The organism is Archangium minus (assembly GCF_044360475.1).
Classification (GTDB): Bacteria; Myxococcota; Myxococcia; order Myxococcales; family Myxococcaceae; genus Archangium; species Archangium minus.
Window position 1 is genome coordinate 1,607,857 of sequence record NZ_CP043494.1, and the last position, 25,998, is coordinate 1,633,854.

The following is a 25,998-nucleotide window of genomic DNA, read 5'->3' on the forward strand; positions in this document are numbered from 1 at the left end:
CCAGCCAGGCGCGAGAAGGCGACCTTCTTCGCTCCAGCACGCCCGTGGGGACATTCATTCGAGGCAGGTTAGCGCCTCTCTCCTGGGGCGTTTACGCTTGAGCTCATTCCTGCACAACCCATGAATTCTGATTCTCTCTCCAGGCTCCTGTCCGCCACGGACGAGTCGCGTCAGGCGCTCCTGCGTCATCCCGTGTACGAGCGGCTCTCTGATTTGAATGCCTTGCGCACCTTCATGGGTGCCCACGTGTTCGCTGTGTGGGACTTCATGAGCCTGCTCAAGACGCTCCAGCGGCAGCTCACCTGTGTGGAGGTGCCTTGGGCACCCCCGGCGGACATCGAGTGCGCGCGGATGATCAACGAGATCGTCCTAGGCGAGGAGACGGATGAGGTCCAGCCCGGGGTGTACCAGAGCCACTTCGACCTGTACCGGGAGGCCATGCGCGAGGTGGGCGCGGACGATGGCGCGGTGCTGCGCTTCCTCGAAGCCCTGCGTCTCGGTCACTCGCTGGAGAGGGCGTTGGAGCACGCGCCCATGGCGGCGCGGGCCTTCGTGAGCCACACCCTGGCATCGACTCGGCTGCGCCCCCATCAGGTGGCGGCGGCCTTCCTCTTGGGTCGCGAGTCCCTGCTCCCCGCCGTCTTCGAGCGCATCCTCACGGCCGTGAAGCCGCTGGGCACCGGGTGCTCCTCGCTGCGGTTGTACCTGGAGCGGCACATCCAACTCGACGGTGAGGAGCACGGCGTCCGGGCGGAGCAGCTCCTGTGTCGGCTGTGTGGAGAGGACCGGGAGCGCTGGAGGGAAGCACAGGAGGCGGCCGTGTCCGCTCTGCGCGCCCGGGCGAAGCTGTGGGACGGCGTGTTGGCTTCTCGTGAGTGAGCGGCTTTGTCGGCAGCTCAATCATCGAAAAGGAGGACTTCGAGTTCCGGGTCCTGGGCGGGATGCGAGACGACGGGGTTGGAGTCGTCCGGATCAAACCCGTAGATGGAGTAGCCCGGGGGAACGGGGCCATCATCGAGGCACATCACGGCGCGAGGAGGTGCACCCACACCATCGCCGTCGTTGTCCGGGTAGAGGACGCGCCAGAGGTAGAGGGCGGGGTCGGTGTCGTCGCAGTCATTGCCGGAGGCGGTGTTGGCATAGGGTGGAGGCAGCGTCGAGCCCGTGCACACCTCGCCCGTGGAGGACGCGGTGTAGCCGTCGCCGTCAGCATCCACGTACTTGTAGGAGAGCTTCCGCCAGAGCAGTGCGTCCTCCGGGGCGCAGTCGGTGCCCTGGAGTGAGTAGCCAGCAGGAGAGGCGCCGTTCGTGCAGAAGGACTCTGCGCTCCCGGCACCCACGCCATCTCCGTCCATGTCCGCGTAGGCCTGGATGCCTTGGTACACGTCCGCGCGGGAGTCGTTGCAGTCGTTGCCCCTGGAGGTATTCGTGTAGCCCGCGGGCAGATGGGTACCGGCACAGAGGGAGCCGCCAGCGGCCACGGTGAAGGAGTCTCCGTCGGCATCGCGGTATTGGTAGGTGAGGCCCTGCCAGCGCGAGGCGTCCTCAGGTGCGCAGTCCGTCCCCTTATCCGAGTAGCCGTACGGCCGCGTGGGGCCCGCGCAGAGCGTCTCGTTGGAGCCCGCGCCTACGCCATCATGGTCCGTGTCCGGAAAGACGTTCCAGGTAACGCGCGCCGCCGCGTTGGTGTCATCGCAGTCGGTGGGGGCGCTGGCCCAGGTGGAGTATCCGCTTGGGAGGAAAGAGCCGCTGCACACCTGTCCCCCTGAGGACGCCCAGGCGCCGTCCCCATCCGCGTCCCGGTAGGAGTAGGACTTCATCTCCCAGCGATTCCTGTCCTCTGGAGCGCAGTCGCCCGCGGTTCGGACATAGCCGGGCTCTGGATTCAGGCCGGAGCAGCGCTGCTCCGCGGGCTCGCTGCCCACGAGGTCACCGTCGGCGTCGGGGTACAGGTCGAGCCACTGCCACTGGGACGAGCGGGTGTCATCGCAGTCGGTCTGGGCCGCGGGCTCGAGACGATAGCCCGTCGGCAGCTTCCCATTGCTACACACAGTGCCCTCCTCGGGCACGGTGGCTCCATCTCCGTCCGCGTCCCGGAATCGGTAGCTGATGGGTGTGTAGCGCGAGGCATCTTGGGGCGCGCAGTCCGTTGCGGTCTCGGAGGTGCCCGGAGGCAGCGTGGCGCCGATGCAGTGCCGCACGGGCTCGCCGCCCGCAGCGCCATCCTTGTCCTCGTCTATGAACAGCATACGCACGGCCCACACCTGCGGGTTCGCGTCGTCGCAGTCGTCCTCGCCCTGGGATTGCGTGTAGCCCGTCACTTCTGCGCCGACACACGCGGTGACGAGGGGGCCCTTGCCCACGCCGTCCTGGTCGGCATCCACGTAGTAGAGCCCCTCGAGCGTCCGCCACCGCTTGAAGTCCGTGGGCGCGCAGTCGCCCGCCTCGGCGGCGACGGTCGAGGGCAGGTTATGCCCGGCGCAGACCCAGATCAGCTCGCCGCTTCCATGCCCGTCCCTGTCCGCATCGTCATAGGCCTGCACCCGCCTCCACCGCAGGGACGAGGTGGTGTCGCAGTCCTCACTGTTCACGACTCCGTCTCTGTCGGAGTCCTCGTTCGCGTCTTCTCCACAGCCGAGCTGGATACCGCCCAGCGCTAGCGCGAGTGCCAACCACATCCATCGCATCATGTTGCCCCTCCGCTTGTCCGTGTCCGGGATGTGGGGGACTAGCGGCGGGTGAGGCGGCAGCCCGTCAGTTGATAGTAGCCCCCCCAGTTCATCGTGCGGCGCACCTCGAGCAGGTACTGGCCGGGCTTGCTCATGGCCATGAGCGACAGGCGCTCGCACGTGCGTACGAAATTGCCGTATTCCGCGTACGTGGTGTATTCGTCGAAATCGATGGTCTTGGGGGTCGGCTCACCGCGGATGATGCCGGTGACCGAAAACTGCCTATCCGATTTTGTATCGTAGCTGTCCACCGCCTCGAAGACGTAGACCTCATCGAGGTCGGACTGCGCCGAGGCAATGGTCAGCGGCGACAGCGTGAGTAGAAGTGTGGTGGCGGAAGCGAGCGTCTTGAGCGTCATGATGGTGAGCCCCCCCATTGGGTGCGTTCGTGCTCCCTCACACCGGCCTGGGAGGAAGCGGGTGCTTCCTATACTCCGGATCCGAGTGTCACCGCGAGCGGTCCATCAATGCCCACGTACAGCGGAATGTTGCAAGCCAGGGTCATGTGGTCCGGCGAGTTGCGGCTGACCCGACCTCCACGCAAGGTGACCCGCTGAGCGGCCGCGGCCTGTCTGATAGAGGAGGCCCATGGACACCTACGAGCCCTTCCTCTCCCTCGGACTCGTCCTGGCCTCGGGCTTCCTCATTGGCCAGGAGCGCGAGTATTCGGCGCCGGATCCGCGTGAGGGCCGGGAGTCCTTCCTCGGCGGCTCGCGCACCTACCCGCTGGTGTCGCTGGCGGGAGCCGCCTCGGTGCTGGTGGCGCGCCAGTTCGGCCCGTGGTTGATGCTGCTGTCGCTCGCGGCGCTGGGGGCGCTGCTGGTGGTGTCCTATGCGGGAGACGTGCGGCAGGGCCGCTCGCACGGGCTCACCTCGGAGGTGGCGCTGCTGCTCAGCTACCTGCTGGGGGCGCTCGCGCTGACGCAGGAGGTGCTCGGGCCCGGGGGGCCACGCGCGAGCTGCGTCAGGGGGGCGCGCTGGCGGTGATGCTGGCCTCCTCGCTCATGTTCGTCCGGGTGATGGTGGAGGTGGCCGTGGTGAACCCGCCCATGGTGCGCCTCGTCGCGGTGCCCATGGGGGCCATGGCCTTCACCCTGCTGGTGGCCAGCGCGCTGCTCTACCGCCGGGCGCGCGAGCGGCCTACGGCCTGCTTCGTATGAAGAGGCGCCTGCCTTGAGCGCCTCCTGCTCCGGCAGCGCGGGCTGGGTTTCCGGCCCGCGGCGGATTACAGCTTGCCAGCGCCGACGTTCGCCAGAATCTCTGCCTTGGCGTCGTCCGCCGTCTTCAGGGTGTAGCCATAGGGCGGCGTCCAGAGATTGGCCACCGGGATGCCGTCACAGCCCTGCAGCTCCACGTCGATCGTCGCCGTCATGGGCTTGCCTGCGTCGTCCTTGTTGCTGAGGAAGCGGGCTCCCTTGCTGCGGAAGCTCACTCCCTTGCCATGATCGACCACCAACTTGCCGCAGACCTCCTTCGGCTTCAGGGTCTTCATGTTGTAATAGTTGTTCTCCGCCAGGATGTCGGCCTTGAAGCCCACGCCGATCGCGCTCTCGAACTTGACGTCGGACGGGGCCACGCCGGCGGGAAGGGTGCCATTGGCGACGCTCGGCTTGGTGTCGCCCGTCACCAGGTTGTTGTAGATGTGCACCTGGCCATAGCGCACGCGCGGCGTCCGGCTGTTCACGCCTTCCCAGTGGTTTCCGGTGAAGGTGACATGGAGACGGCCCTCATCACTCCACTGGCGCCCGCCATCGCTGTTGCCCACCAGGCTCATCTTGCCGTGCACGGTGAAATGGCTGTTGGAGATGGTGACGTAATCGGAGCCACGCACCACGTCCAGGCCTCCGTCATGGCGGGTATCCGAGGACATGGACGAAGGCGTCGGCAGATCCGTCAGGGTGATGTGGTCAATCCAGACATTCTGCGCCCAGGAGACGCAGATGCCGTCGGCATAGGCATTGGCCGAATCCTCCGGGTTCACGTCCCACATGACGTCGATGGCCAGGTTGCGGACGATGACGTTGCGGGTCCAACCCGGGAAGGCGTCCGGGTTCTTGCCCGCGGCCACCCACGCCTTGAAATCCAACTCGAAGTTGGCGTTCTCGTTGCCGATCAGAATCTGTGTGCCGGAAATCTTGGCGGGTTTGCCATTCGCGTCGTTGATTCCCACGAGCGTGGTGTTGGACGGAATGAAGAGCGTGCCTCCGTTCTTGAGATCGTCGTAGCTGGTGTACTCCCGGAACACGCCCCCATCCACCCGGAAGTCGATGTGCCCAACGACCCGGATGATCTTGGGCTCGTTCCGGGCCTCACGGATGGCATTGACCAGCTGCTCCTTGGTGAAGACGGTGTAGATCCGGTTGGCCGCCGCCGAGGAGCCGCCGGTGACCAGCACCTGGCGATGCGTGCCAGCCGCTCCGTTGCGCGCCCAGGCGTGCCAACCCTCCAGGGGGGCCGTTTCGCGCTCAAAGGTCAGCACGCCTCCCGTTGGATCACTGGTGGCAGGCACGATCTTCGGGACCACCGGCGCCGGCTTGTAATTGGACGGCTCATGGCCGCTATCCGTCTCGACCGGAGCACTGTAGGTCCGGGTCCCGGCCTGCGGAATCAACAGAGGGGCCGTGGTATCCGTCAGGGTCTTCGCATCGATCACCGCGGTAGGCGCGGCTGCGGCCGCCAGCGGAGCGGTGGTGGAGAGGGGGCTCGTGACGGAACCATCATCACCTCCACAGGCCGCCATCAGGGCTACCGCCAGAAATACCGCGGAAGACGTCGTTCCCTTCTTCTTGGATTCCACTTTCATGATGTTCTGTATCTCTTTGAGAAAGCAGCCGTTTCCCGAGTGGGGGGGACCATTCGCGGACCGCGTGGAGCTCGGCGGTAGCGATTGAGAGCGCATCGGGCGTGCCACTCCCAGGGCACTCCACGCAGCCGCGCGAGGAGTAATGGCATCTTTGTTTTTATATCCAGAATGTCCTGAATTGCACACGTTTCGTGGTGTGGGATGGTTTTTCCACCGGATGAAACTCTGAGTCCGCCGACTCTGACAGGATGGGAGAAGCTCTGCGTTGCCTTGGCCTCCCGTCTCGTCTCTGGCTGAGGTTCACGCACATGCACGGGAAGGCGGAACCATCATGAGAATGAGGAGCGCAGTGGCAGGTGGATGTCTGTGGGGGCTGCTGGTGGTGCTCGCGTCCCCGGGAGCGCTCGCCCAGGGCTCGCAGGTGCCAGGGGCTGCGGTGCCACGGCAGGAGGATGCGCCCACGCGGGAGATTCCACGCCTCCACACCTTCTACAGGGTGGGCATCGCCGCGCGCGCGAACCCCACGGGACTCTTCACCAACCTCACCTTCCAGGTGCGCTACCGCCTGTACGAGAGCGAGTCGCCCATGCTGAAGGACAACTTCGTCAGCCTGGGGCCCGTGGCCTTCGTGAGCCCGGCCCTGGTGCGCGGCGGCCTCGGCGTGGAGCTCCAGCCGTTCCCCATGCTGCAACTGTCCGCCTCCTACGAGGGGGTCGGCTGGTTCGGCAACTTGAACTACCTGCAGTCCTTCCCCAGCCCCAACTCGGACGCGAGCGACCGGCGCCTGGCGGAGCTCGGTGGGGTAGGGGGGACGAACTATGTCTCCAGCGGCTCCTTGCTGACCCTGGCCGCGATGCTGCAGTTCAAGGTGGGCCCCATCGCAGTGCGCAGCAACCCTCGTTTCTTCAGCTTCGACTTGCGGCTACGCGACGGAGACCGCGTCTTCTATGAGCCGGTGCTGGACGCGGTGGTCCCCAATGGGGGTTGGGTGGCGAGCAACGACGCGGACGTGCTCTACCTGGCGGGCCGCCTGACGGTGGGCCTGCGCTACACGGCCACGGGTAGCTTCTTCCGGCCCCAGGACTACCCGACCGGAGAGACGGACACCGGGCTCAACCCCACCATTCACCGGGTGGGCCCGTTCGTCTCCTACACCTTTCATGACGAGCCTGACCGGCTCTTCAACGCGCCCACCGTGGTGCTCCTCTCGCAGTGGTTCCTCAGCCACCGCTACCGCACGGGCACGGAGGTGAGCCAGGCCATGCCGTGGGTTGCGCTCGCCTTCCAGTTCAAAGGCATCCGCTGAGCGGCATCGCGCGGAACTTCGCCTCGCGCTACTGAGGACGCTTCGTGTCGTCTGCCATCACATACTCACCTGCCTCCAGTCGTTGGAGCAGCCCTTCGGTCCAGCGAGCCGTCGCAGCAATTCCTCCGCTCCACAGCGCGAGCAGGTCTTGAGTGTGTGGCGGTTGGTCGCGGTGGGGAAACATCGGAACCATCTTTTCCAAGCCGACGTGGATCTCCGTGGCTCGGCGGTGCTGTTCTTTCAACAGGCGGATGACGTGGTGTCGCGGCAGCGTCTGCATGAATGCGACCCCCGCCCCGAGCTCCTCCCACTCGATGCTCGACAAGGCCGCGTCGAGGAGCTCACGAAACTCCGCTTCGCCCTCCTGGGTCAGCTCATAGAGCGTTCTGCCCGGCCCCTCGGTGCTCTCCTCCACGCCGACGGCTCGGAGCTTCCCCTCCTTCGTGAGCTGCTTGAGCGCATGGTAGATGGAGCCAGGTTTGACTCGGGTCCAGGTGTCGACCCTCCAGGTGACGAGCTCGCGATGCACGGCGTAGCCATGCGCCGCCTGTCCGCGCATCCGAATGACGCCCAGCACGAGAAGTCTCACCACCGATATGGCCATCACCCGTCTCCTGTCACCTGGGCGGCCCGCTCGCCAGCAGCGAGGTCTCCCCGAGCACGTCACTAGTCTAACTTGACTACAGAGCGCTGGGTGTTTAGATAGCTGTACTCAAGTTTGAATACCGGAGGGGGCAGGGATGCTCCCCGCTGGGGTTCCGGGGAAGCAATCCGCCTTCGAACAAGGTGGTTCAGAAACGAGCGCGCATCAACCAGTGGCGCTCTCGCGCCAGGAGGTCACGCAAATGCCTGAAGCGAGGTTGCATGACGGAAGCACCATCGAGTTCGAGGTCCACGGTGAGGGGCCAACCCTGCTGCTGCCGGTCAATCCGCGACCGGTTGAAGGCCCGCAGGCAGAGGAAATGCGGAAGTACGGTGCCGATCCGGCCCTGGGCCAATCCCTCATCAAGGGTCTGAGCACCGCCTTTCGAGTGGTCGCCGTCGGCTATGAGGGGCATATCCTGCGCACTCCGAAACCGGACACGCTGACGCCGGCCAACGTCGTCGCGGATCTCCTCTCCGTGGCCGATGCCGCGGGAGCGGAGCGGTTCGCCTACTACGGGTACTCATGGCTCGCCATGATCGGGATGCAACTCGCCATCCGGACCGAGCGACTGTCGGCGCTCGTCATAGGCGGATTCCCGCCGCTCAACGGGCCCTACGTGGAGATGCTTCGGGTCACCACGGCGGCCCACGAGCTGGCGAGCGCCGCTCCGAGTGCGCGGGGCGCGGATGACTCCGAATGGTCGTCCGTGGCGTTGTCGCGGGAGCAGACTCGACAGTTCGTCACCCTCTATCAGGCGTTGCAGGGATTCGACGACCGAGCCGCCCAATCGCGGTTCACGTGTGCCCGCCTCTGCTTCGTGGGCTCGGCAGACGAGATGCGGTACGGCAAGAGCTGGGGCGATGTCCACGTGAACCTGGCAGGCCCGATCGTGAACGGACGCACACAGCTGGAAGAGCTCGGCTGGGATGTGCGAGTGCTCGAGGGGCTCAATCACATGCAGGCCATGCAGGCGACGCAGGTCGTGCCCATGATTCGTCCGTGGTTGGAGAGCCGCATTGGCAGCGCGGATCCGGCCGCTTCTTAGGGGGTCAGACGATTCGTTGGGGACGAGGTGTCGAAACCCGCAGGGCATTAGGGCGACTTCGCGCTCCATTGCTCGACCATCAGGTCGATGAAGCGTCGCACCTTCGCCGGCAGGTGACGTTTGCTCGGGTAGATCGCCAAGATCCGGACGTCCTCCGTCTCGCAAGACGGTAGCAGTGCCTTGAGCCGCCCTCTCGCCAGGTCTTCGTCGACCAGAAAGCCGGGAAGAGCGGCGATGCCCAGTCCCGCGACGGCCGCATCCCGGAGCGCCTCACCACTGTCGAGACGAAGGCGGCTTCGCCCCTCCACCTTCACCCAGGCGCCGCCCTTCTGGCGCAGACGCCAGCTCTGTCGTCGCGTCCGACTACTGAAGATCAGACACTCATGCGTCGCGAGCTCCTCCGGCGTCGCGGGTTCGCCGCGCGCCTCGAGGTAGGAGGGCGCGGCGCAGACGACCGCCCGGTGTTGAGCCACGAGCCGGGAAACCAGGCGCGTATCGGTGCTGGGCGCATTGATGCGCACGGCCAGGTCGTAACCCTCCTCGATGATATCCGCGACACGATCGGTGAAGCTCACCTCCGCCTGCACCTCGGGCCAGGTCCGCAGATAGTCCCGCAGCAAGGGTAGGACATGCAGTCTGCCGAATGCGTCGGGCACGGTGAGCCGCAAAACCCCCCGGGGGGTGCCCGTGCGCTGCCCGACGCTGGCTTCCGCTTCGTCCAGGGCCGCCAGGACTTGCAGGCAATGTTCATGGAAGACGCGGCCCTCGTCGGTGAGACTCAGGTGGCGCGTCGTGCGATTGAGCAGGCGCACCCCGAGGCGGGATTCCAGCCGGGCCAATGCCTTGCCAGCCGCCGAGCGCGTCAGACCGAGGGCGCGGCCGCCTCCCACGAAGCTGCCCGCGTCCACGACGGACATGAAGGCGAAGATCTCATCCAGCTGGGCGCGTTTCATTGAGGGCTTCCCATTGTAGCTCCCGCGTCGCCGGAGTGGGGAACGCCGTTCGTCAATGGGCTCGGTATACGAGGGCGGCAATCACCCCTTCAAGTTGGGGGCGGCGACGTCCCCGGAACTCTTCATTCGACACTGCCAACTGGAGCTCACCCATGCCCGTAACCCTGATCAACCCCGATGGACTCATGAAGCCCGACGTGTATCGACAGGTGGCTATCGCCACCGGCACCCGGCAGGTGCACATCGCAGGGCAGGTCGCGTATGACGCGGAGGGTCAGCTCGTCGCGCGGGGTGACCTGGCTGGACAGGTGGCACAGGCCTACCGCAACGTCGCCATCGCCCTTGCGGCTGCCGGGGCGACGTTCCGCGACGTCGTCCGACTGACGGTCTATGTGGTCGACTGGAAGCGCGAGATGATGCCCGCCTTCCTTGCCGGCATCGAGCAGGTCGCCAAGGAGTTGCAGTTCGTGCCGGCGCCGGCCTCGCTGATCGGGGTCTCTGTGCTCTTCGAGCCGGGCGTCCTCGTCGAGATCGAAGCCACCGCGGTCGTGGACTGACCCACGCGGCAACCTGCGCACGAGCGCCCCACGGTCGATTGACTGCGGGGCGCTTCGTGCTCCCTTCATGTACGCCAAGACCCGCCATCCGTGTAGGCTCCGCGTCATGGCGAAGTACTCGAATCACCTTCCGCTCGAGGGGACTCAGCTCGTCGAAGTGCGAGGGGAACGGCCCGGCTGAGCTTCGACGACCCGAAGCACAGCGTGCTCGACATCCATGGGGAGTTCCACGTCCGGGCGTCCGGAGCCGAGAGCTATTTCTCGCCCCTGGAGCCAGGAGTCGTGAATGTCCTCGAGTCGTTCCTCGAGGTTCCCATCGTCTCGGCACGTGCCGACAGACATGGGCAGTTGCGCATCTCTTTCGAGGACGGCCGGGAACTCTTCGTCCCCGACGGCCCCTTCGAAAACTGGCACTACACGAATGACGAGGGGCTCACCGTCCACGGCGGTGTCGGGCGCTGTGTGTTCGTGCAACGCTGACCGTTATCTGTCGAGGGCCAGGGCCACCGGCATCACCGACAGGACCTTCTTGGGAGCTCTGGAGCGCTCTCTCTAGAGGCCTCCGGCGGCGGGTTCGATTCCCGCCGCCTCCACTGGATGCAGCAGCGCCCCGGCCACCATCAGGCGAGCCGGGGTTTTCTTTTTCCGCTGAAGCCGCGAGCGGCAGCCGGGCGAGCTGGCCTCGCTCGTGGCGCTGCACCTTGAGCTTCGTCTTGAGCCTGCCCCTGTCCGCAGCCCCTGCGCCCCAGCCCTCACCCTCCACACGGCCTTATGCGCCGAGGCCTACCACGTGTACAAGCCCGCCCACGGGTACGTCCCACCCGACACGGCGAAGTAGTAGTAACCGTCGGATGAGCGCGTCAGAGGCATTTGGCTACAGGTTCGCGCCTGCCCACCTACGGTGAGCGTCCGGCCGTCGAAGTTGTGGCAACCCCAACCGTTGATGTTGGCGTTGGTCCGATAGCACACAGCACCGGTCGTGTTGAAGTTGCCTGTACTGCCTGAAAACGTGATGGGGTTGGAACACGTCGTGCTGCTTCCGCTCGTGTTGAACGTCGCAGTGACCGAACGCGCGGCCGTCATCGACACCGTGCAGGTTCCTGTGCCACTGCACGCACCGCTCCATCCGGCGAAGGTCGAGCCGCTCGCCGCAGCGGCAGAGAGGGTTACGGACGTGCCGCTCGAGTAGTTCGCGCTGCACGTGCTTCCACAATCAATCCCCGACGGCGACGACGTCACCGTGCCGCTGCCCGCACCCGACTTCGTGACCGTGAGCGTGAAGCTGTTCGGAGTGCTGGTACCGGCGCCTCGCCGTATGGCATCCAGCGCGCCTTGATCGACGACGGCTCCGTTGTTCCGGTTGAACAAGGCGAAGCCGTTGGTCTGACTGGGGTTGACGCCGTTGTCCCAGTAGAAGGTTTTGATGCCGTTGGCAGCCGCGGCGCGATTGACGTATTCGAGGTAGTACTGCCGCGATTCCAGGTTGAGGTTCGGACGCGTCGCCACGCCGTACTCGCCGATGATCACCGGGACACCCTGGTTGATCCACTTCGCCTTCACGCGCGCGAACAGGTCGTCATGGTAGGCCTCCTGAGCCCAGGTGCATGCGCTCTGAGACGGATAGGGGGCGCCCCAGTACAAGCAAGTGTTGTTGGGGTTCAGCGTGTAGTCGTAGGGGTCGTAGTGGTGCACTTCGACAATCAGCCGGTTCGCGATCGTGTCCGACGGCAGGAAGAAGTAATCGAGGCCGTGCCAGCTGTTCGTATTGTAGGTCTGCACCACGAGTGTCCGTGATGCGTTGTTCCCGCCCGTCGCGCGCACGGCGTCGACGAAGGTCTGGAGGTACGACTGCTGCACGGCGATGTGCTCGGTCGTCGGCGTGCCGTAGTCGGCATGTACCTCGTTGGTGCCGGCGAACAGCAGGCGCTCGTTGTAGTTCTTGAAAGTGTTGGCGATCTGCGTCCAGTAGGCGCGCTGTTTCTGGTTGACGGCCTGCTGATGCGAATACAGCGGGTGTTCCTCGAGCCAGCCACCATCCCAGTGAATGTTGAGGATCACATACATCCCCTGGCCGTAGGCGTAATCGACCACCTCCTTCACGCGAGCCATCCATGCCGGATCGATCGTGAGCGTGCTCTGATCGGCGTGGCAATCCCAGGCAGCTGGAATGCGCACGGCATTGAACCCAGCGGCCTTGACGCTGTTGATGAACTGCTGGGTGACGGTCGGGTTACCCCATGCGGTTTCACCGCAGATGGCCTCGAGCGTATTTCCGAGGTTCCAGCCGATGGTGATCTGGCCGGCCACCTGCGACGCCGGCGGAAGCGTCTGAGCGAATGCAGCCACCGGCAGGAAAAGCATGGCCACACAGATGCGGAAAGCACGCTTGAACCACAGAGACAAGTGCAGACTCATGGAAAACTCCGTTTCTTGACCAAGTGACTCGATGATTCTATTCGTGCCTGAAACAGGTTTTCAATGAATACTGCGGAATGAGTGGGTTCTCCCCAAGAGATGTGGAGGCAGGCAGAGTGTCTTGGCGTAAGTGTGTTGCTTCATGCAGTACCGGCGCGCCCACCTGTCCAAGAAGGTGGGAAAGCTGGTGGACTGGAGTGGAGGCTTCTGGGAGAGACGCGACTCAGCGGAGGCCGGTGCTGGGGCATGCCTCCACGAGGCAGGCCACCGCAGCCTGGACCGTCCAGTAACCCGGGGAGGTGTCCACGGCGAGTCCTCTTTCCGCACGGAGCGCATCAGCCTCCGCCAGGAGACGAGGACCGCCGTGGGCCTCGGGAGCCTCAGTCCCGCATGTAGTGGCAGGTGTAGCCGTTGGGGTTCTTCACCAGGTAATCCTGGTGATACGCCTCGGCCGGGGTGAACTCGCCCGCGGCGGTGATGGTGGTGACGACCGGGCGCGGCCACTTGCCCGACTTATTGACCCGGGCCTTCACCGCCTCGGCCACCCGGCGCTGCTCCTCCGAGAGGTAGAAGATGGCGGAGCGGTACTGCGTGCCCACGTCATTGCCCTGCCGGTTGAGCGTCGTCGGATCGTGCATGCGGAAGAACCACTTCTCCAGCAGTGTCTCGTACGTCAGCACCTTCGGGTCGAAGACGATGCGCACGGCCTCCGCGTGCCCCGTCTTCCCCGTGCTCACGTCGCTATAGGTGGGGTGGGAGAAGGTCTTCGAGCCGCCCGTGTAACCGACTTCCGTCTCCAGGACCCCCGGAATCTTGCGCAGCAGATCCTCCATTCCCCAGAAACACCCTCCGGCCAGATAGGCCGTCTCCGTCAGGGCTTCCTTGACGGCATTGGACGTCCTGGCCGGCGGAGCGCCGCGCGCCTCGGTGAAGGCGCTCGACACCACGAGCAGGGCCAGGGCCATGGGCAACAGGCGGAGGGGGGAGAGAGCAACGGGACGGGTAGATGACATGGGTTCGCACTCCAGACGCCCGGCGTGGGCGCTCCGGGCGAATACGCGGGACCCTCCCTTCAGGTTTCATCACGGGAGCCGATCCATTTCTCCTGTATTTGTTTAATTCAGGAAAAACGGATTTCATTCCCCGAGCGGGAGACCCATGCGGACCAGGTGATTCGGACAGCCTGTCGCCCGCGGGCTTTGTGGATGGCACGTGGATGCAGCAGGAGCCGGGCGAGGGTGTCCTTGGATGCCTTCACCTTTGGATGGACTGCGGCTCACGCGGCTTCCGCGAGCGCGCTGATACCGGGCCCCGTCCACACGCTAGACCCGACGCATCGACCTCAACGCTTTACGATGTGTTCGACACCATTTCGGGATATGAGTCCTTTGAAACCTTTCCGGCTTGAACAGGCTTTTTCATGGCTGATGGGCCGAGGCGCAGCGCCCCCTCCTTAAGTATGGATTGTTATTGAGAAAACATGATTGATAAGCTATTGACTTGAGGTATTTCCCAGTGCAACTTGCAGTGAAAGCCGGGCCGACCGACCGGCTGGTAGGGGGCCGAAGCAATCCATAGGGGAGGCATCCTGGTGGCCCCACGTGTGCCGTGGCGCCCTGGACGTGGACGTCGTCGAGGCCATTCCACCCGGCTTGGGGCCCGGCACGGGTGTATGCGAATCAGTCGTGCTGTCTGGATTTAAAGCCAAACACATACCCAAGGAGACGTCATGAGCCCTCGTGATTCTGCTCGCTTCGTGGAATCCCCACACCGGTTTGCCCTGCGAGTCATTGCAGGGGTGGTGTTCGTCTTCCTCGGCCAGGTGAAGTTCTTCGCATCCATCCACCTCGGGACTGACGCCGTCGTCCTGCCTCGGGGTCCGGAAGGCTTCGCGATATACCTCAGCGCCATCGGCGTGCCGTTCCCGCTCTTCAATGCCTATATGGTCTGCTGGGTCGAGATGGTCTGCGGCATGCTCCTGATGGTGGCCGCCTTCCTGCCGCGCTCCTTCTCCTTGCACCTCACCCGCCTGACAGCCCTTCCTCTGATGGTGGACATGCTGGTGGCCTTCTTCACGGTGGGCCTGCCCAACGCGCTCGGCCACCCGGTGCGCATGAATAACATCGCCGTCACGACCCAGGCCTGGCGGCTGCCGTTGGAGGTGGCCCTGCTGTTGATCTCCTTCTATCTGGTGGTCAATCCAATGCCCTCCTTCCAGGTTCGAGCCTCCGGAGAGGCCACGACCTGAGTGGATGGGGCTCACCTTGTTCCGTCTCCGCCCCCGCTTGAGGGCGCCAACGGTGGAGCTCCGCCGACTGGCGTGGCCGCACCGCGGCCGTGCGCTGAGCAAGTCCTTCGTCCTGGCTACTCGGACAGGGGCCTCATGGAGAGCCGGTTGAGTCCGGGAGCACCGGGCGGCGCCGGTGCCCTCGGGTCGCCGGGACTACAGCCGGGAGCGCTCCACCACCATGGGCGCAACGTCCCCCGCGGCCTCGGTCCCCAAGGCCCGAGCACCGGTGGTCGGCGGGGTCACCCCCATCCACGTGAAGAGCCGCGACAGGGCCAGGGTACGCTCGGGCTCGGGCAGGCGGACGATGCGCGCGTTGGTGTGGTTGGCGTCCGGCACGTAGAAGCGGAAGGAGTCATTGCGCTCCCGCACCTCGAAGGCGCCGGCGGACCAGGGGTCGTGGTCTCCGTAGAGGAACAGCATCCGCTCACCCTGGCGGCGGACCCAGTGCTCCACGCGGAGCATGAGGCCGTGATTGAACCGCTCCTCCACGGGAAAGGGCAGGTACGTGGTGGGCACGTCCTGGCGCGGGTAGCGCAGCAGTCCGTGCAGGTGCCGCGTGGGGTAGCGGTTCCATCCAAGCTCCGTGGCGGACTGGTAGTAGTAGGCCGCGAAGTAGTCGAGGGCCCCGTCCCCGTATGTGGAGACCAGGCCGACGACGTTGTCGAGAAAGGCGAAGACCGCTTCCGCCGGAGCGCCAGTCGCGGGGATTTCCAAGCAGCGGGACGCGTTGCCGTACTGCCAGAAGTAGAAGGGCATCTCGACGACGGCGAACTCCAGGGTACGGTCCAGGCCAATCTGCTCGAAGCTCTCCCCCGAGGAGGTGACCAGCGCCTCCACGAAGGGGAGCAGCTCCTCGCGGCGCCGCAAGGCGTCCTGCTGGAAGGCGCGGAGCCTCGCGCGGCAGTCCTCGTCCCCCACCTGGTCGAGGAAGTGGACGAAGCGCACGTCGTCCAGCCCATGCACGCTGGGCGCCACGTACGCCACGGTGGCGTCCACGTCGTCCGGATAGAAGTAGCGGTGGTACACGGCGGCCATGCCGCCCTTGCTGCCGCCCGTGGTCAGCCACCGCCCGGAGTAGAGCGGCTTGAAGGCCTGGATGATGCGGTGGTAGTCGCCGGCGGCCTGCCGGATGTCGAGCAGCTTCCAGTCATTGGAAGCCGGCCGAGACAGGCCGAAGAAGCGGTGCTCCAGCGAGAGCTGGTTGGCGCCGAGCAATGAGGTGGGCTCGTACTGCCAGGGGAGCCCTTCCACGCCGTAGCCACTGGAGTACAGCACCACGGGCGCGTCCACCGAGCGGTGCAGCAGCGTGGCGTGCAGTTGGAAGCGCTCCCCCTCGGGATTGCGGTGGTCCGCCGGCTGCTCGAAGTAGAGCTGGAAGAAGCGCGTGCCCGGGAAGGGCGAGGCCACCTCACCCACCACCGTGAGGCCGGGGATGGACTGGAGCCGCGCGAGGATGTCCTCCGAATCCGCCCCTGCCTCCAGCGCTCCCGCGGTCTGCACTGGGTTCTTGGCCGGGGCCCCGGGCTCCGACAGGGTCGTGTCACCACATGCTTGCAGCAGCATGGCGGCCGTCATCAGCCATGCCGCAATGGAAACGCCAGCTCTTCCTGACCGCTTCATTCACACTCCTCCAGTTGGGGTATCACTTGGGATGGGCACCAGCGGGCTTCAAGATTTCAGGTGGGCTCATCTCCACTCCGCGCGTGAGGGGCCAGGGGGCCCCGGGCTTTCGGGAGGAAATGAGGGAACGGCCCGGCTGGCGTCCCAAAAACCTCTCGACCGCTCGCGTGCGGGCCCCTACGAAGGTGTCAGAGGACTCGATACGCGGGATGGGAGCTGAACCCACCTGGCGCTGAATGCATCCGAGGGCTTGCGGGTTGGCGCGCGAGGTGCATGGGCCTGGCCATTTCTTTTCCGGGCTACGTCCGCCGATCCGGTGGGATGATGGGCCTCCTGCCGGTCGCGCAGCGCCCTCATGAAACACAAGCTCGTTGACTACTTCCGCCGCGTCACGCCTCTGTCGGACGAGGAAGCCCAGGCCATCTTGGACAGCATGGTGGTGAAGACCTGTCCGAAAGGCACGCACCTGCTCATGGCGGGCCAGGTCTGCACCGAGGCCTACTTCGTCCTCCAGGGCTGCGTCCGCCAGTACTACGTCGTCGACGGTGAAGAGCGGAGCAACGGGTTCTTCACCGAGGACGACTGGGTCCTCTCGATTCACAGCATGATGAACCGGACCCCGGCGGAGCACTTCCTGGTCTGCGCGGAGGACACCACGGTGGTGGTGGGCACCGAGCAACGCGAGCAGAACCTGTATCGGCGCTTCCCGCGCTTCGAGAGCATCTCCCGGATGGTGATGCAGAAGGTCCTGGCGGAACAGCAGGAGCGGCTCGCCTCCTATCTCACCGATAGCCCGGAGCAGCGGTACCTCAAGCTCTCGAAGGCGCGACCGGATATCTTCCAGCGGATTCCCCAGTACCAGCTGGCCAGCTACATCGGCGTGAAGCCCGAGTCGCTGAGTCGGATCCGAAAGCGTATCGCCACGCGCGGCAAGCCGGCTACGCCGTGACGGCTGGCGTGACCGTCCGGAACCCCCTGGCGATGAGCCAGCCGCCGAGGAACAGCTCGAACAGGCCCCCGGGCCCGGAGAAGAGGGTGCCCCACGGCAGCCCGAAGAGCTCGAGCACGGACCCCAGCGCCAGAAGTCCGTAGCCCACCGCGCCCACCAGCGGGAGGAACGAGGGCAGAAGCCGGGACCGGTACAGCGACAGGCAGAACGCCACGCTGCCGGCCCCCAGGATGATCATCGCGAGTTGGTACGCCCAGAAGTTCCCCTTCGAGAGAAGCTTGGACAGGGTTTCCAGCTCCGGCGTCGTCTGCCCTTGCGCGGATTCTCCGAGCTGCAGGATGGACAGAAGGAACACCACCCCAACGATGAGGAGCAGCGCCTCCATTACCCGCGTGCAGACGTACGCGACGGCGATGCTCGGGCTGCGCTCGCGGAGTATCGGAAAGAACAGCACGCCAATCCCGACGACGGTGACGGAGTTCAACAAGAGCAGCAGCGCGCCCCCGACAAACGGCGTCCGCTGACCGGCCACCGCGGCCAGGTGCCCCGGCTCACTCAGGACGGAGGTGATGAGCGCGGTGCCGATGCCGTAGGCGAAGAACGGAAGGAGAAAGAGAATCCCCAGGGCGCGGGAGTGAAGGCGGGTGATGTTCATCTCGAGGGCTCTAGAACGTTCAGCGACGTGGTGGCCTCGAAAGTAGAGAGGGGCGCCCTCGCCCGCATTGATGAGGGTTAATAAATGCGAGGACGGCGTTAGGAGAGCCGCGGGCCGCCTTTGAGCGTTCGCTCCCTCTTCCGGGTGAAGCGGTTCATGTGCTTTCGGGTGATTTCCACCAACGCCTGATGCTCTACCCTGGGTGCATCATGTGTTTCTCATGATGGGGTCAGCCCGCTGCCTGGGGTGTCAATGAAGGGATGTGACCTCGGAGGATTGGCCCGGCGGCGGGCCAGTCCGCTGGATTTGGCTAGAACCGCCGCCGAGGTGCCATGGGGATGAGCAACGAGCTGAAGGCTGCGGTTCTCGACGTCGATGGAACGCTCTACCCGGGAGCCCTGGGCGTCGAGCTGCTGCGGGCCCTGATGGCCGCGGGTGCCTGCCACCGCACCCGCGCCGAAGGGGTCCTCGAGGTCCTCCGCCAGTACAAGCAGGGGGCCATCGACTTCCCCACCATGGCCACTCGCGCCTACACCCTCTACGCCCAGGCCCTCGAAGGCATCCGGTGTGACACCGTCGACGCGCTGGCCTGGAAGGTGTGGGAGGAGGAGCGGCGGAAGCTCTTCGGCTTCGTGCGGCCCCTGGTCGGCCTGCTGCGGGAGGCGGGCTACGGGTGTGTGATCATCTCGGGAAGCCCCCAGGAGATGATTCAACGCGTCGCCGACGAGCTCGGCGTCTCCCTGGCTTGCGGTGCCCTGTTCTCCCGCCGCGAGGGCCACTACACGGGCGGCGTGGACCTGTCGTCGGGAGCCCTGGGCGAGAAGAGCCGGATCTTCGACGCGGTGACGCGCGGGCAGGACGTGCGCCTGGAGCGGTGTTTCGCCCTGGGTGACTCGCTCACCGATTCAGCCCTCTTCGAGCGCCTGGGTCTGCCCCTGGCCTTCGAACCCGAGCCCGCTCTGCGGGTGCTCGCCCAGCAACGCGGCTGGGCCGTGGCCACGCGGGAGGATGTGCTCGAGCGCACCCGGGAGCTGCTCGCGGCGCCCGCTCGCGAGGCCTCGCCCAAGCCCCATGGCTGACCTCCCGCCTCACCTCTCGAGTTGTCACGCGCTCTCTTTGACAGGACCTCTATGCACCCCTCCGCATTCATGAATGCTCCCGCGTCCGAGATTGGCCGATGGGCGCACCCCTCGATGGAGCTCAAGGTCATGGCCGCGAGGGAGCGGCTCCGGGAGTACCTGGAGACCCAGGTGGGCGAGGACGGGTGTGTGCGGGGCCAGTGTGAGAGCCGCGTCCTGGAGTCGGTGCTGAGCCTGCACCTGCTGGAGCAGCTGGGCCTGTACCCGGAGGTGCGGGGGAAGATCTTGGGTTACCTGCGGGCCCAGTGCATCGACGAGCGGGTGGATCCGCTCCACGCCGTGCTGCGCCGGCATGCGCTGGGGGAGAGCACGCGCAAGGACCCGGAGGTGCTCAGGGCGTACCTGGCGCGCTTCAATCACTTCACCCACCGGCGCAAGCGGATGATGTTCAGCGTGCTCATGGCGGTGCTGGGGCTGGCACCGTTCGACCCCGGGCTCACGAAGGATGACTTCTCGGGCAGTGGCGAGGAGAAGTATCAAAGCTGGGTGCACGTGACGGTGGCCGCGCTGCGCATCCTCCATGCGATGGGGAGCGGTCACCCCGAGTGGATCAGCCCCGAGGACGAGGAGCTGCTGACGGTCACCCAGAGCACGAACGGGACCCGGGAGAAGCCCCTGCTGGCCAACATCCTTGCGCTGCTGGCGCTGCGGCACTTTCCGCGGCACCACCTGTCGGTCCAGAACGGCATTGACCGGCTGGTCTCAGTGCAGAACGCGGATGGAGGCATCATCCCCTTCATCACCGGGATGGGGATCTTCTGCACGGCCACGGCGGGTCTGGCGCTGGTGGAGGCCGGGGCCAGGAGGGCCCTGCTGCACCGCATGGCGGACTACCTCGTGGGCGAGCAGCAGCCCGATGGTGGCTGGGCCTATGTCCAGGGCGTGCACCAGACGGACGTGGACGACACGGCATACTGCCTGGAGTTCCTGCGGACCCTGGAGCCGGCGCGCTATTCCCAGGCCATCGCGCGGGCCGAGGCGTACCTGGTGGACATGCAGGGCAGTGACGGTGGCTTCCCGACCTTCGTCGCGGGGAGCAAGCCGGAGATCGCCATGACAGCGGGCGCGCTCAACGCCCTAGCCCCCAACCGCGAGCAGCACGCCGCGCTCATCACGCGGGGCATCCGCTACATCACCGCCCACCAGAAGGCGGATGGTACCTTCGAGCGCAGCTGGAGCTTGAGCGAGACGAACGCCATCTTCCGCGCCCTGTTGGCGATGCGGCTGCTGCCCGAGAGCGCCTCCGGGCTCCGGCAAGAGGTGAAGCGGGTAGAGCAGGCCTCCCTGGAGTACCTGCGGCGCTCGCAGAACGAGGACGGTGGCTGGGGACAACGGGCCAGCGATGCCAGCGATCCCATCAGCACGTCGTACGCGCTGATTGCCCTCAGCCACTTCGACGAGCACGCCACGCGCGAGCGCGGCGTGAGGTACCTCGTCCACCAGCAGCAGGCGGACGGCCGGTTCCCGTCCATTCCCGATCAGGCGGGCCCGAGGCCCATCGCGTACAACGTCCCAGTCCTCTCCGACATCTTCGCCCTGCTGGCGCTCAACCACGTGCTGGCCATGCCTGCCTGCCTGGAGGCTCGCGAGGATGCAAGTTGTTGAGGTCGGTCAGGGTGTCGGTACACACCCCGTTGCACAGTACCTCGCCGTTCCCATCGCAGCTGCCGCTGAGCGTTGTGCTGGTGCCGCCGACCATCTCCTGCTCGCTGGACGTGACCGGCTCCTGCGTGTGCTTCTCCTCGAGTACCTCCGGACCGCAACCAACCAGCAGCGACATCGCGCTCGCGACGAGCCAGCGGCGTACGACCAATCCTGAACGCATTCAGACCTCGATGATGGGGGAATGAAGCGTGCCTGGTGTGGTGGCCCCCGATATCACCGGTCAATATTCCTCGATCGGGTGAGAGACTGCACTTGAGGAGACTCGTATGCCGAAAACGATGACGCTGTCCCAGGTAATGAAGCAGCTTGAGGATCAGGGCGACGAGAAGGTGCGCCAGCGCTACGTGCGCGATGGCGCGGGCGACAACGTTTTCGGCGTGCTGCTCGGCAAGATCCGCGGCCTCGCAGAGGCGCTCGGGACGAACCACGGGCTCGGCCTGGAGCTGTGGGCGACGGGCAACCACGAGGCGCGCATCCTGGCGTGCATGCTGCTCGATCCCGCGGCGCTCACCGAGAAGGAGGCGCGCGCGCTCCTTGAGCCGCTCTCGAACCCGACCCTGGTCGACGAGCTCGTCGGACGCGTGCTCGTGCATGCACCCATCGCCGAGGCGCTGCAGGTGCGATGGATGGACGGCAGCAAGGAGCTTCCCCGCCGCGCCGGGTGGAGAATCCTCGCCGGGCGCATCGCGCGCGGGCTCGCGAAGGACCTCGACGTCCGCGCGACGCTCGCGCGTATCGAGCGTGAGCTGCCGCCTGCACCGTACCGGGTGAAGGAGGGCATCAACTTCTGTCTCGTCTGGATCGGCATCCACCTGCCCGCGTACACTGCGGAGGCCATCGCGATCGGCGAGCGCCTCGGCCGGTGGGACCCGCGACCGATCCCGAAGGGCTGCACGTCGAGCTACGCGCCGGAGTGGATCGAGGCGTCGCTCGCGCTGCGTCGAGGCGAGAAGACCGCGGCACGAAAGGCGATGGATGCGGCCGCAAAGGCGAAGGCCGCTCCGGTCAGGAAGAAGAGCGCCGGGAAGAGGCCATCTGCCCCGAAGGGAGCGCGCTGACATCATTTCGTCCAAATTGGTCCGACAAGGATTGATTGGGTCCCCCAAGGCGAGCTGCGCCTCATCATTGGGCGTAGGCTCGGCTCTTCGTCGCTATTCGTTGTCCTCGTCCCAAGGGATGGGAATCGAGGACAGGACGCGGCGGGGGCGTGGAGGCCCACCGAGCCCTACATTGCGGCGGCACGGACGTGACCGCCGAAGTGGGGGGCGTGGGAGATGGAGTCCATCGGCCTCGACGTGCACAAGCGGGACAGCCATGTGTGCATCCTGGGCGAGGGTGGCGAGGTGGGGTTGGAACGCAATACCGGCCACCCCAAGCATAGCAGGAGAAGGAGGCCGCCAGAGCTGAGGGAGCAACGGCCTGCCGCCTTGACCCGGGGCGAACGCGTCCTACCTGTACCGGTAGGCCACGTCCACAGCCTGGCTCGTCGGACGCTCGGCCACCTTGACCGTCAGGACTCTGCTCGTGGCGTCCCAGGTCCAGCTGCCGGCCGGCGCCGCCTTGCCGTCGATGGTCACCGACTCTGGCTCCCGCGCACCCACGAACCGCACGGTCCACGCGCGCTTCTGCACCTGCCCGGTGAACGACCCGACAGGGCCGTCGACACGGAGCGCCGCGCTGTGGTCGCCCTCGGTGTAGCGGATGTCCGTGCGGGTGCTCTGCGTGCGGTCGGAGGTCGTGCCATCGTCCTCGAAGAGGCTGGCGTGCCCCTTCGCGCCCGCCGCCACCGTGAGCGTGACCGCGTCCAGCGGGTTCTGGACGTCGTTGGTGACGTCCTTGCTGCGCGTGGGCACGATCCCGCCGGACTTGACGAACACCGGCATGGTGTCCAGCCCGGTGGTGATGCTCTGGGTCGTGCCGCCTGCGTACGTCTTGCCGGTGAACCAGTCGGTCCACGAGCTGCCCGGCGGGAACCACACCGTGGTCGTGGCGGTGTTCCCGGGCGTGGTCACCGGCGCGACGAGCACGTCCGAGCCGTACAGGTACTCGCTGCCGGCCGTCGCGTACGCGTCCTGCTCGGTCGGGTACGCGAGGTACGTCGGCCGCACAACCGGGACGCCGGTCGCCTCCGCCTCACGCGCGAGCGTATAGGTGTACGGCACGAGCGCCTCGCGCAGGTTGAGGAACTTCTTCGCCGACTCGCCCGCGGCGCCCGGGTACTGCCAGGGCAGCCGGTCGCCGTGGTTGCTGTGCAGGCGATCGATCGGCTGGAAGGTGCCGAACTGGACCCAGCGGGCGTACAGGTCGTCGGGCAGCTTGTCCGTGCGCTGGCCGTCGACGACGTCCGAGCCGGGGATGCCCCACAGGCCGCCGTTGTGCCCGCCGATGTCGTGGCTGATCGCCGACAGGCCGGTGGCGGCGCCCTCGCCGGAGGTGAAGCCGACCTCGGCCGCGAGGGTCCCCCACGTCGAGGTGGTGTCACCGGTGAAGGGCAGCGTCGTGCGCTTGTCCGCCCACGGCCCGGTCGGCACCGCGGTCGGGTTGCTGTAGCCGCCCGCCTGCAGCGAGCCGAACGCGCGGGAGAACGCGAAGCCGCGGCCGATGCTGGAGTTCGTGTAGTCGGTGTACTGCTGGTTGATCCACGCGTCGCCGGTGACGCCGTCGATGTTGGCCTCGCTGGCGTCGCAGCACCAGTCGAGCCACCAGAAGTCGGTGCCCTGCTGCTTCATCGTGTCGTGCAAGCCGAAGAACGCCTTCAACTGGTCAGGATCGCCGAAGTCGAAGGTGTAGCACTCGGCGGCACCGCCCGAGCAGCCGCCGGTGTGCTTGGTGAGCTTGCCCTTCGCGGTCGCCTGCGCGGCCGCGAACTGCGGGTCGGTCGGCAGGATGCTGGGATGGATGTTCAGGGTCGTGTGCAGGCCCTGCGAGCGCGCCCAGTCAAAGAACCCCTCGGGGTCGGGGAACTTGCTGGTGTCGATCTCCCAGCCGTTCCAGGCGTTGCCGGCCTTGAAGTCGGTGTCGACGACGAGGACGTCGAGGGGCACGCCCTCCTTGCGGAACGTCGGGAGCAGGTCCTCCTGGAAGTCGGCCGCGGTGCGGTCGAGGTACTCGGAGAACCAGACGCCATACGCCCAGCGCGGCAGCAGCTTCGACGGACCCGTGAGCTTCGCGAGGTCGCCGAGGGCCCGTTGGTAGTCCTGGCCGTAGCCGAAGACGTAGCCGTCCTGGTAGCCGCCAGGGTGCGCGGCGCGGGGAGTGAGCTTCCGCGACGCCGGGTCGTACGCCGCCGAGGCGGTGTCGTCCAGCAGCGACCAGCCGTCCTGGTAGAGAAGCCCTGGGTTGAGGATCGCGCTGCCCTTGTCGCCGTCGAAGGCGTCGAGGCCACGCCGGTAGCCGCCGAGCGCGGCGTGCGGCGCGAGCAGCGGCGCGTCGGTCTTCGTCAGCGCCACGGTGTCGACGTTGATCGCGCACCCGCCGGCCTGCGGGCAGCTCAGGCGCACGTCGCTGGTGCCGCCGGGGAGGGTGATGTCCGTACGCACCGTCCGCCAGCTGTCCCAGTCGCTCGTGGGCGGCAGCGTGAGGGTGGAGGCCGCGCCCGTACCTGCCTGCACGGTCACCGCGCCCGGCGTCTTCAGCCCGCGGGCGTAGCGCAGCTGCAGCGAGTATGTGCCAGCCGCCGGAACGTCGACCGCGCGCACGGTCATCCGCGAGCCGGCGACGTCGAGCCCAGCCGCGAACCCCTTGCCGCTGTAGCCGTTGTGGTCCTTGGCGATCCTCGCGCCGCCGGACAGGCCCGCGGACTCCGCCTCACAGATGCCGCCGAAGCCGCAGTCCTCACCCGCCATGCTGGCAGGCGCGGGAAGGCCCGTGCCGGCCGGGCCGATGGCCAGGCTGTCGATGTTGACGTTGCCGGCGTCGGTCGCCTGCCGCACGAGCGTGACGTGGTTGGTGCCGGCCGCGAGGTGCACCGGCACGGTGACGGGCTTCCAGGCGCCCCAGCTGCCCGTGGACGGCATGGGGACGGGGGTGCTCGAACCGCCCTCGACCGTCAGCGTCACGCCGGCCTGCGACGCGAAGCCGTTGGCGTAGCGGGCGGTCAGCTCGTAGTCGCCAGCGGCGGGCGCGTCGATGTCGAAGCCAATCGAGTCACCCACGCCCTCGAAGCCCGCGGCGAATCCGTTGCCGGTGTAGTCGGGGTGGTTGGTCGCCAGGTGCATCCGGCCGTTGAGCGCGAGGTCCTCGGCCTCACAGCGCTTGCCGAAACCGCAGGTCCTCGGCGATTGCGGGTACGCGTCGCCGGGCTTGAGCAGCGCGAGGCTGTCGATGTTGAGCTGGCCCGTGTCGGACCTGGTGCGCGTCAGGGCAACCACGTGCGGCCCGGCAGTCAGGTTGAGGGGCAGTGACACGTGGCCCCAGGAGTCCCAGTTGCCGGTGCGCGGCAGCGTGAACTGGCGCGCCGACCCGCCGTCGACCGTGAGCGTGAGCGTGCGCGGGTCGCCGAGTCCGTTCGCGTAGCGCAGGTCCAGGACGTAGGAGCCGCCCGCCTCGGGCGCGACCTGGAAGGTGACGCGGGTCCCGGTCCCTTCGAAGCCCGCGGCGAAGCCGGTGCCGGTGAAGCCGGTGTGGTCGCGCGCCTCGCTGATGCCTTCGAGCACGAGGCCCTCTGCCTCGCAGAGCACGCCGAGCGCGCAAGTCGGGATGACCCGGCTCGCCCAGGGGCGCGCCTCGACGTCCTGCGCGCCGGCCTTCAGCCTGATGACGAGGTTCTCGTCGGTGAACTGGCCGGAGCCCACCTTGTAGCGCAGCGTCAGCGCGCCGGTGTCGATGACGAGCCAGCCGTCCTCGGTACGCGTCGTGAAGCTCGTCTTGCCGAAGCCGTCCCGCCCGATGGCGTTGAAGGTCGGGGCGTCGAGGAAGCGGGCGTCACCCGCGTACTCCGTGCGGATGAGCGTGGGGCTGAGCACCTCGAAGCGGGCATTGCCCGAGATGACAGCCGTATTGGTGGCCGGGGGCTGTGGGGCGTCCGGGGGCTGTGGGGCATCCGGGGGCGTCGCGGGCGCGGTGCAAGCCGCCGAAGCTGACGCGATCGCTGCGAGCAGCGCGAACGTACGCGCGCGGCCCGCTCCTCTCCTGAGCACCGTCATACGACGACCTCTCTGTTGTTGATGTTGTCGATGTTGTCGAGCCGATGTGGCCCTGTACGCGGTCATGGCCGCCGTCCACTGA

Annotated in this window: 21 protein-coding genes and 1 pseudogene; 12 read left to right on the forward strand and 10 right to left on the reverse strand. The window is 66.5% G+C overall.

Going from position 1 to position 25,998, the window contains the following annotated elements:
* Positions 1–120 precede the first annotated feature (120 nt).
* On the forward strand, positions 121–879 hold the full coding sequence (locus F0U60_RS06745) for a DUF3050 domain-containing protein (RefSeq protein WP_395815586.1): 759 nt from the start codon (positions 121–123) through the stop codon (positions 877–879).
* A 17-nt stretch (positions 880–896) separates the two neighbouring features.
* Here the strand turns inward: F0U60_RS06745 and F0U60_RS06750 are convergent, their stop codons facing one another.
* Both F0U60_RS06750 and F0U60_RS06755 read right to left on the reverse strand, forming a co-directional pair.
* Entirely contained in the window at positions 897–2,690 is a 1,794-nt protein-coding gene (locus F0U60_RS06750; RefSeq protein ID WP_395815588.1) for a hypothetical protein, read from the reverse strand.
* 38 nt (positions 2,691–2,728) lie between these two features.
* Positions 2,729–3,088, reverse strand: a complete 360-nt coding sequence (locus tag F0U60_RS06755; RefSeq protein WP_395815590.1) for a hypothetical protein — start codon at positions 3,086–3,088, stop codon at positions 2,729–2,731.
* Between the two features lie 229 nt (positions 3,089–3,317).
* On the opposite strand from F0U60_RS06755, the gene F0U60_RS06760 reads away from it, so the two are divergent.
* Positions 3,318–3,716, forward strand: coding sequence for an MgtC/SapB family protein (locus F0U60_RS06760; RefSeq protein ID WP_395815592.1), 399 nt, complete (start codon positions 3,318–3,320; stop codon positions 3,714–3,716).
* On the forward strand, positions 3,716–3,889 hold the full coding sequence (locus F0U60_RS06765; RefSeq protein ID WP_395815594.1) for a DUF4010 domain-containing protein: 174 nt from the start codon (positions 3,716–3,718) through the stop codon (positions 3,887–3,889). The genes F0U60_RS06760 and F0U60_RS06765 overlap by 1 nt, the downstream gene beginning before the upstream one ends.
* A 65-nt stretch (positions 3,890–3,954) precedes the next feature.
* On the opposite strand, the gene F0U60_RS06770 is transcribed toward F0U60_RS06765, so the two are convergent.
* The gene (locus tag F0U60_RS06770) at positions 3,955–5,532 is read right to left on the reverse strand and encodes a polysaccharide lyase family 1 protein (protein ID WP_395815596.1); all 1,578 of its coding nucleotides are present in this window, start codon (positions 5,530–5,532) and stop codon (positions 3,955–3,957) included.
* 331 nt (positions 5,533–5,863) lie between these two features.
* Between F0U60_RS06770 and F0U60_RS06775 the strand changes: the two genes are divergently transcribed.
* The gene (locus F0U60_RS06775; RefSeq protein WP_395815598.1) at positions 5,864–6,838 is read left to right on the forward strand and encodes a hypothetical protein; all 975 of its coding nucleotides are present in this window, start codon (positions 5,864–5,866) and stop codon (positions 6,836–6,838) included.
* Positions 6,839–6,866: 28 nt separating this feature from the next.
* On the opposite strand, the gene F0U60_RS06780 is transcribed toward F0U60_RS06775, so the two are convergent.
* Positions 6,867–7,442 carry a PadR family transcriptional regulator gene (locus F0U60_RS06780; protein WP_395815600.1) on the reverse strand — a complete coding sequence of 192 codons (576 nt, stop codon included), beginning with the start codon at positions 7,440–7,442 and terminating at the stop codon, positions 6,867–6,869.
* A 241-nt stretch (positions 7,443–7,683) separates the two neighbouring features.
* Between F0U60_RS06780 and F0U60_RS06785 the strand changes: the two genes are divergently transcribed.
* Positions 7,684–8,529, forward strand: a complete 846-nt coding sequence (locus F0U60_RS06785) for an alpha/beta fold hydrolase (RefSeq protein ID WP_395815602.1) — start codon at positions 7,684–7,686, stop codon at positions 8,527–8,529.
* A 47-nt stretch (positions 8,530–8,576) separates the two neighbouring features.
* On the opposite strand, the gene F0U60_RS06790 is transcribed toward F0U60_RS06785, so the two are convergent.
* On the reverse strand, positions 8,577–9,482 hold the full coding sequence (locus F0U60_RS06790) for a LysR family transcriptional regulator (protein WP_395815604.1): 906 nt from the start codon (positions 9,480–9,482) through the stop codon (positions 8,577–8,579).
* A 152-nt stretch (positions 9,483–9,634) separates the two neighbouring features.
* Here F0U60_RS06790 and F0U60_RS06795 point away from each other — a divergent pair, with 152 nt between their 5' ends.
* Together F0U60_RS06795 and F0U60_RS06800 are read left to right on the forward strand one after the other, a co-directional pair.
* Positions 9,635–10,039, forward strand: a complete 405-nt coding sequence (locus F0U60_RS06795; protein WP_395815606.1) for a RidA family protein — start codon at positions 9,635–9,637, stop codon at positions 10,037–10,039.
* Between the two features lie 174 nt (positions 10,040–10,213).
* A pseudogene (locus F0U60_RS06800) lies at positions 10,214–10,519 on the forward strand (DUF6188 family protein); the annotation flags it as partial.
* Between the two features lie 303 nt (positions 10,520–10,822).
* On the opposite strand, the gene F0U60_RS06805 reads toward F0U60_RS06800, so the two are convergent.
* Positions 10,823–12,454, reverse strand: a complete 1,632-nt coding sequence (locus F0U60_RS06805; protein WP_395815608.1) for a cellulase family glycosylhydrolase — start codon at positions 12,452–12,454, stop codon at positions 10,823–10,825.
* Between the two features lie 380 nt (positions 12,455–12,834).
* Complete coding sequence (gene msrA, locus F0U60_RS06810; protein ID WP_395815610.1) at positions 12,835–13,467, reverse strand: peptide-methionine (S)-S-oxide reductase MsrA; 633 nt, start codon at positions 13,465–13,467, stop codon at positions 12,835–12,837.
* 716 nt (positions 13,468–14,183) lie between these two features.
* Here msrA and F0U60_RS06815 point away from each other — a divergent pair.
* Positions 14,184–14,702 (forward strand): DoxX family protein, encoded by a 519-nt coding sequence (locus tag F0U60_RS06815; protein WP_395815612.1) that lies wholly within the window; start codon positions 14,184–14,186, stop codon positions 14,700–14,702.
* Positions 14,703–14,897: 195 nt separating this feature from the next.
* On the opposite strand, the gene F0U60_RS06820 is transcribed toward F0U60_RS06815, so the two are convergent.
* Entirely contained in the window at positions 14,898–16,364 is a 1,467-nt protein-coding gene (locus F0U60_RS06820) for a S28 family serine protease (RefSeq protein WP_395815614.1), read from the reverse strand.
* Positions 16,365–16,719: 355 nt separating this feature from the next.
* On the opposite strand from F0U60_RS06820, the gene F0U60_RS06825 reads away from it, so the two are divergent.
* On the forward strand, positions 16,720–17,313 hold the full coding sequence (locus F0U60_RS06825; RefSeq protein ID WP_395815616.1) for a Crp/Fnr family transcriptional regulator: 594 nt from the start codon (positions 16,720–16,722) through the stop codon (positions 17,311–17,313).
* Here the strand turns inward: F0U60_RS06825 and F0U60_RS06830 are convergent.
* On the reverse strand, positions 17,303–17,968 hold the full coding sequence (locus F0U60_RS06830) for a DUF4386 domain-containing protein (protein ID WP_395815618.1): 666 nt from the start codon (positions 17,966–17,968) through the stop codon (positions 17,303–17,305). The genes F0U60_RS06825 and F0U60_RS06830 overlap by 11 nt on opposite strands.
* A gap of 338 nt (positions 17,969–18,306) precedes the next feature.
* Here F0U60_RS06830 and F0U60_RS06835 point away from each other — a divergent pair, with 338 nt between their 5' ends.
* From F0U60_RS06835 to F0U60_RS06845, 3 genes are all read left to right on the forward strand, one after another.
* Positions 18,307–19,047, forward strand: a complete 741-nt coding sequence (locus F0U60_RS06835) for an HAD family hydrolase (protein WP_395815620.1) — start codon at positions 18,307–18,309, stop codon at positions 19,045–19,047.
* Between the two features lie 129 nt (positions 19,048–19,176).
* Positions 19,177–20,712, forward strand: a complete 1,536-nt coding sequence (locus F0U60_RS06840) for a prenyltransferase/squalene oxidase repeat-containing protein (RefSeq protein WP_395815622.1) — start codon at positions 19,177–19,179, stop codon at positions 20,710–20,712.
* Positions 20,713–21,038: 326 nt separating this feature from the next.
* The gene (locus F0U60_RS06845; RefSeq protein ID WP_395815624.1) at positions 21,039–21,830 is read left to right on the forward strand and encodes a DNA alkylation repair protein; all 792 of its coding nucleotides are present in this window, start codon (positions 21,039–21,041) and stop codon (positions 21,828–21,830) included.
* Between the two features lie 390 nt (positions 21,831–22,220).
* Here the strand turns inward: F0U60_RS06845 and F0U60_RS06850 are convergent, their stop codons facing one another.
* Positions 22,221–25,916 carry a TIM-barrel domain-containing protein gene (locus tag F0U60_RS06850; protein WP_395815626.1) on the reverse strand — a complete coding sequence of 1,232 codons (3,696 nt, stop codon included), beginning with the start codon at positions 25,914–25,916 and terminating at the stop codon, positions 22,221–22,223.
* Between the last annotated feature and the right edge of the window lie 82 nt (positions 25,917–25,998).

What these genes read in the sequence shown, in the direction of transcription:
- F0U60_RS06850 (WP_395815626.1), bottom strand. Translation starts at nt 25,916, where the DNA reads ATGACGGTGCTCAGGAGAGGAGCGGGCCGCGCGCGTACGTTCGCGCTG.
- F0U60_RS06795 (WP_395815606.1), top strand. Translation starts at nt 9,635, where the DNA reads ATGCCCGTAACCCTGATCAACCCCGATGGACTCATGAAGCCCGACGTG.
- F0U60_RS06745 (WP_395815586.1), top strand. Translation starts at nt 121, where the DNA reads ATGAATTCTGATTCTCTCTCCAGGCTCCTGTCCGCCACGGACGAGTCG.
- msrA (WP_395815610.1), bottom strand. Translation starts at nt 13,467, where the DNA reads ATGTCATCTACCCGTCCCGTTGCTCTCTCCCCCCTCCGCCTGTTGCCC.
- F0U60_RS06780 (WP_395815600.1), bottom strand. Translation starts at nt 7,442, where the DNA reads ATGGCCATATCGGTGGTGAGACTTCTCGTGCTGGGCGTCATTCGGATG.
- F0U60_RS06765 (WP_395815594.1), top strand. Translation starts at nt 3,716, where the DNA reads ATGCTGGCCTCCTCGCTCATGTTCGTCCGGGTGATGGTGGAGGTGGCC.
- F0U60_RS06775 (WP_395815598.1), top strand. Translation starts at nt 5,864, where the DNA reads ATGAGAATGAGGAGCGCAGTGGCAGGTGGATGTCTGTGGGGGCTGCTG.
- F0U60_RS06835 (WP_395815620.1), top strand. Translation starts at nt 18,307, where the DNA reads ATGAGCAACGAGCTGAAGGCTGCGGTTCTCGACGTCGATGGAACGCTC.
- F0U60_RS06830 (WP_395815618.1), bottom strand. Translation starts at nt 17,968, where the DNA reads ATGAACATCACCCGCCTTCACTCCCGCGCCCTGGGGATTCTCTTTCTC.
- F0U60_RS06820 (WP_395815614.1), bottom strand. Translation starts at nt 16,364, where the DNA reads ATGAAGCGGTCAGGAAGAGCTGGCGTTTCCATTGCGGCATGGCTGATG.
- F0U60_RS06845 (WP_395815624.1), top strand. Translation starts at nt 21,039, where the DNA reads ATGCCGAAAACGATGACGCTGTCCCAGGTAATGAAGCAGCTTGAGGAT.
- F0U60_RS06805 (WP_395815608.1), bottom strand. Translation starts at nt 12,454, where the DNA reads ATGAGTCTGCACTTGTCTCTGTGGTTCAAGCGTGCTTTCCGCATCTGT.
- F0U60_RS06815 (WP_395815612.1), top strand. Translation starts at nt 14,184, where the DNA reads ATGAGCCCTCGTGATTCTGCTCGCTTCGTGGAATCCCCACACCGGTTT.
- F0U60_RS06755 (WP_395815590.1), bottom strand. Translation starts at nt 3,088, where the DNA reads ATGACGCTCAAGACGCTCGCTTCCGCCACCACACTTCTACTCACGCTG.
- F0U60_RS06825 (WP_395815616.1), top strand. Translation starts at nt 16,720, where the DNA reads ATGAAACACAAGCTCGTTGACTACTTCCGCCGCGTCACGCCTCTGTCG.
- F0U60_RS06770 (WP_395815596.1), bottom strand. Translation starts at nt 5,532, where the DNA reads ATGAAAGTGGAATCCAAGAAGAAGGGAACGACGTCTTCCGCGGTATTT.
- F0U60_RS06785 (WP_395815602.1), top strand. Translation starts at nt 7,684, where the DNA reads ATGCCTGAAGCGAGGTTGCATGACGGAAGCACCATCGAGTTCGAGGTC.
- F0U60_RS06790 (WP_395815604.1), bottom strand. Translation starts at nt 9,482, where the DNA reads ATGAAACGCGCCCAGCTGGATGAGATCTTCGCCTTCATGTCCGTCGTG.
- F0U60_RS06760 (WP_395815592.1), top strand. Translation starts at nt 3,318, where the DNA reads ATGGACACCTACGAGCCCTTCCTCTCCCTCGGACTCGTCCTGGCCTCG.
- F0U60_RS06750 (WP_395815588.1), bottom strand. Translation starts at nt 2,690, where the DNA reads ATGATGCGATGGATGTGGTTGGCACTCGCGCTAGCGCTGGGCGGTATC.
- F0U60_RS06840 (WP_395815622.1), top strand. Translation starts at nt 19,177, where the DNA reads ATGGCCGCGAGGGAGCGGCTCCGGGAGTACCTGGAGACCCAGGTGGGC.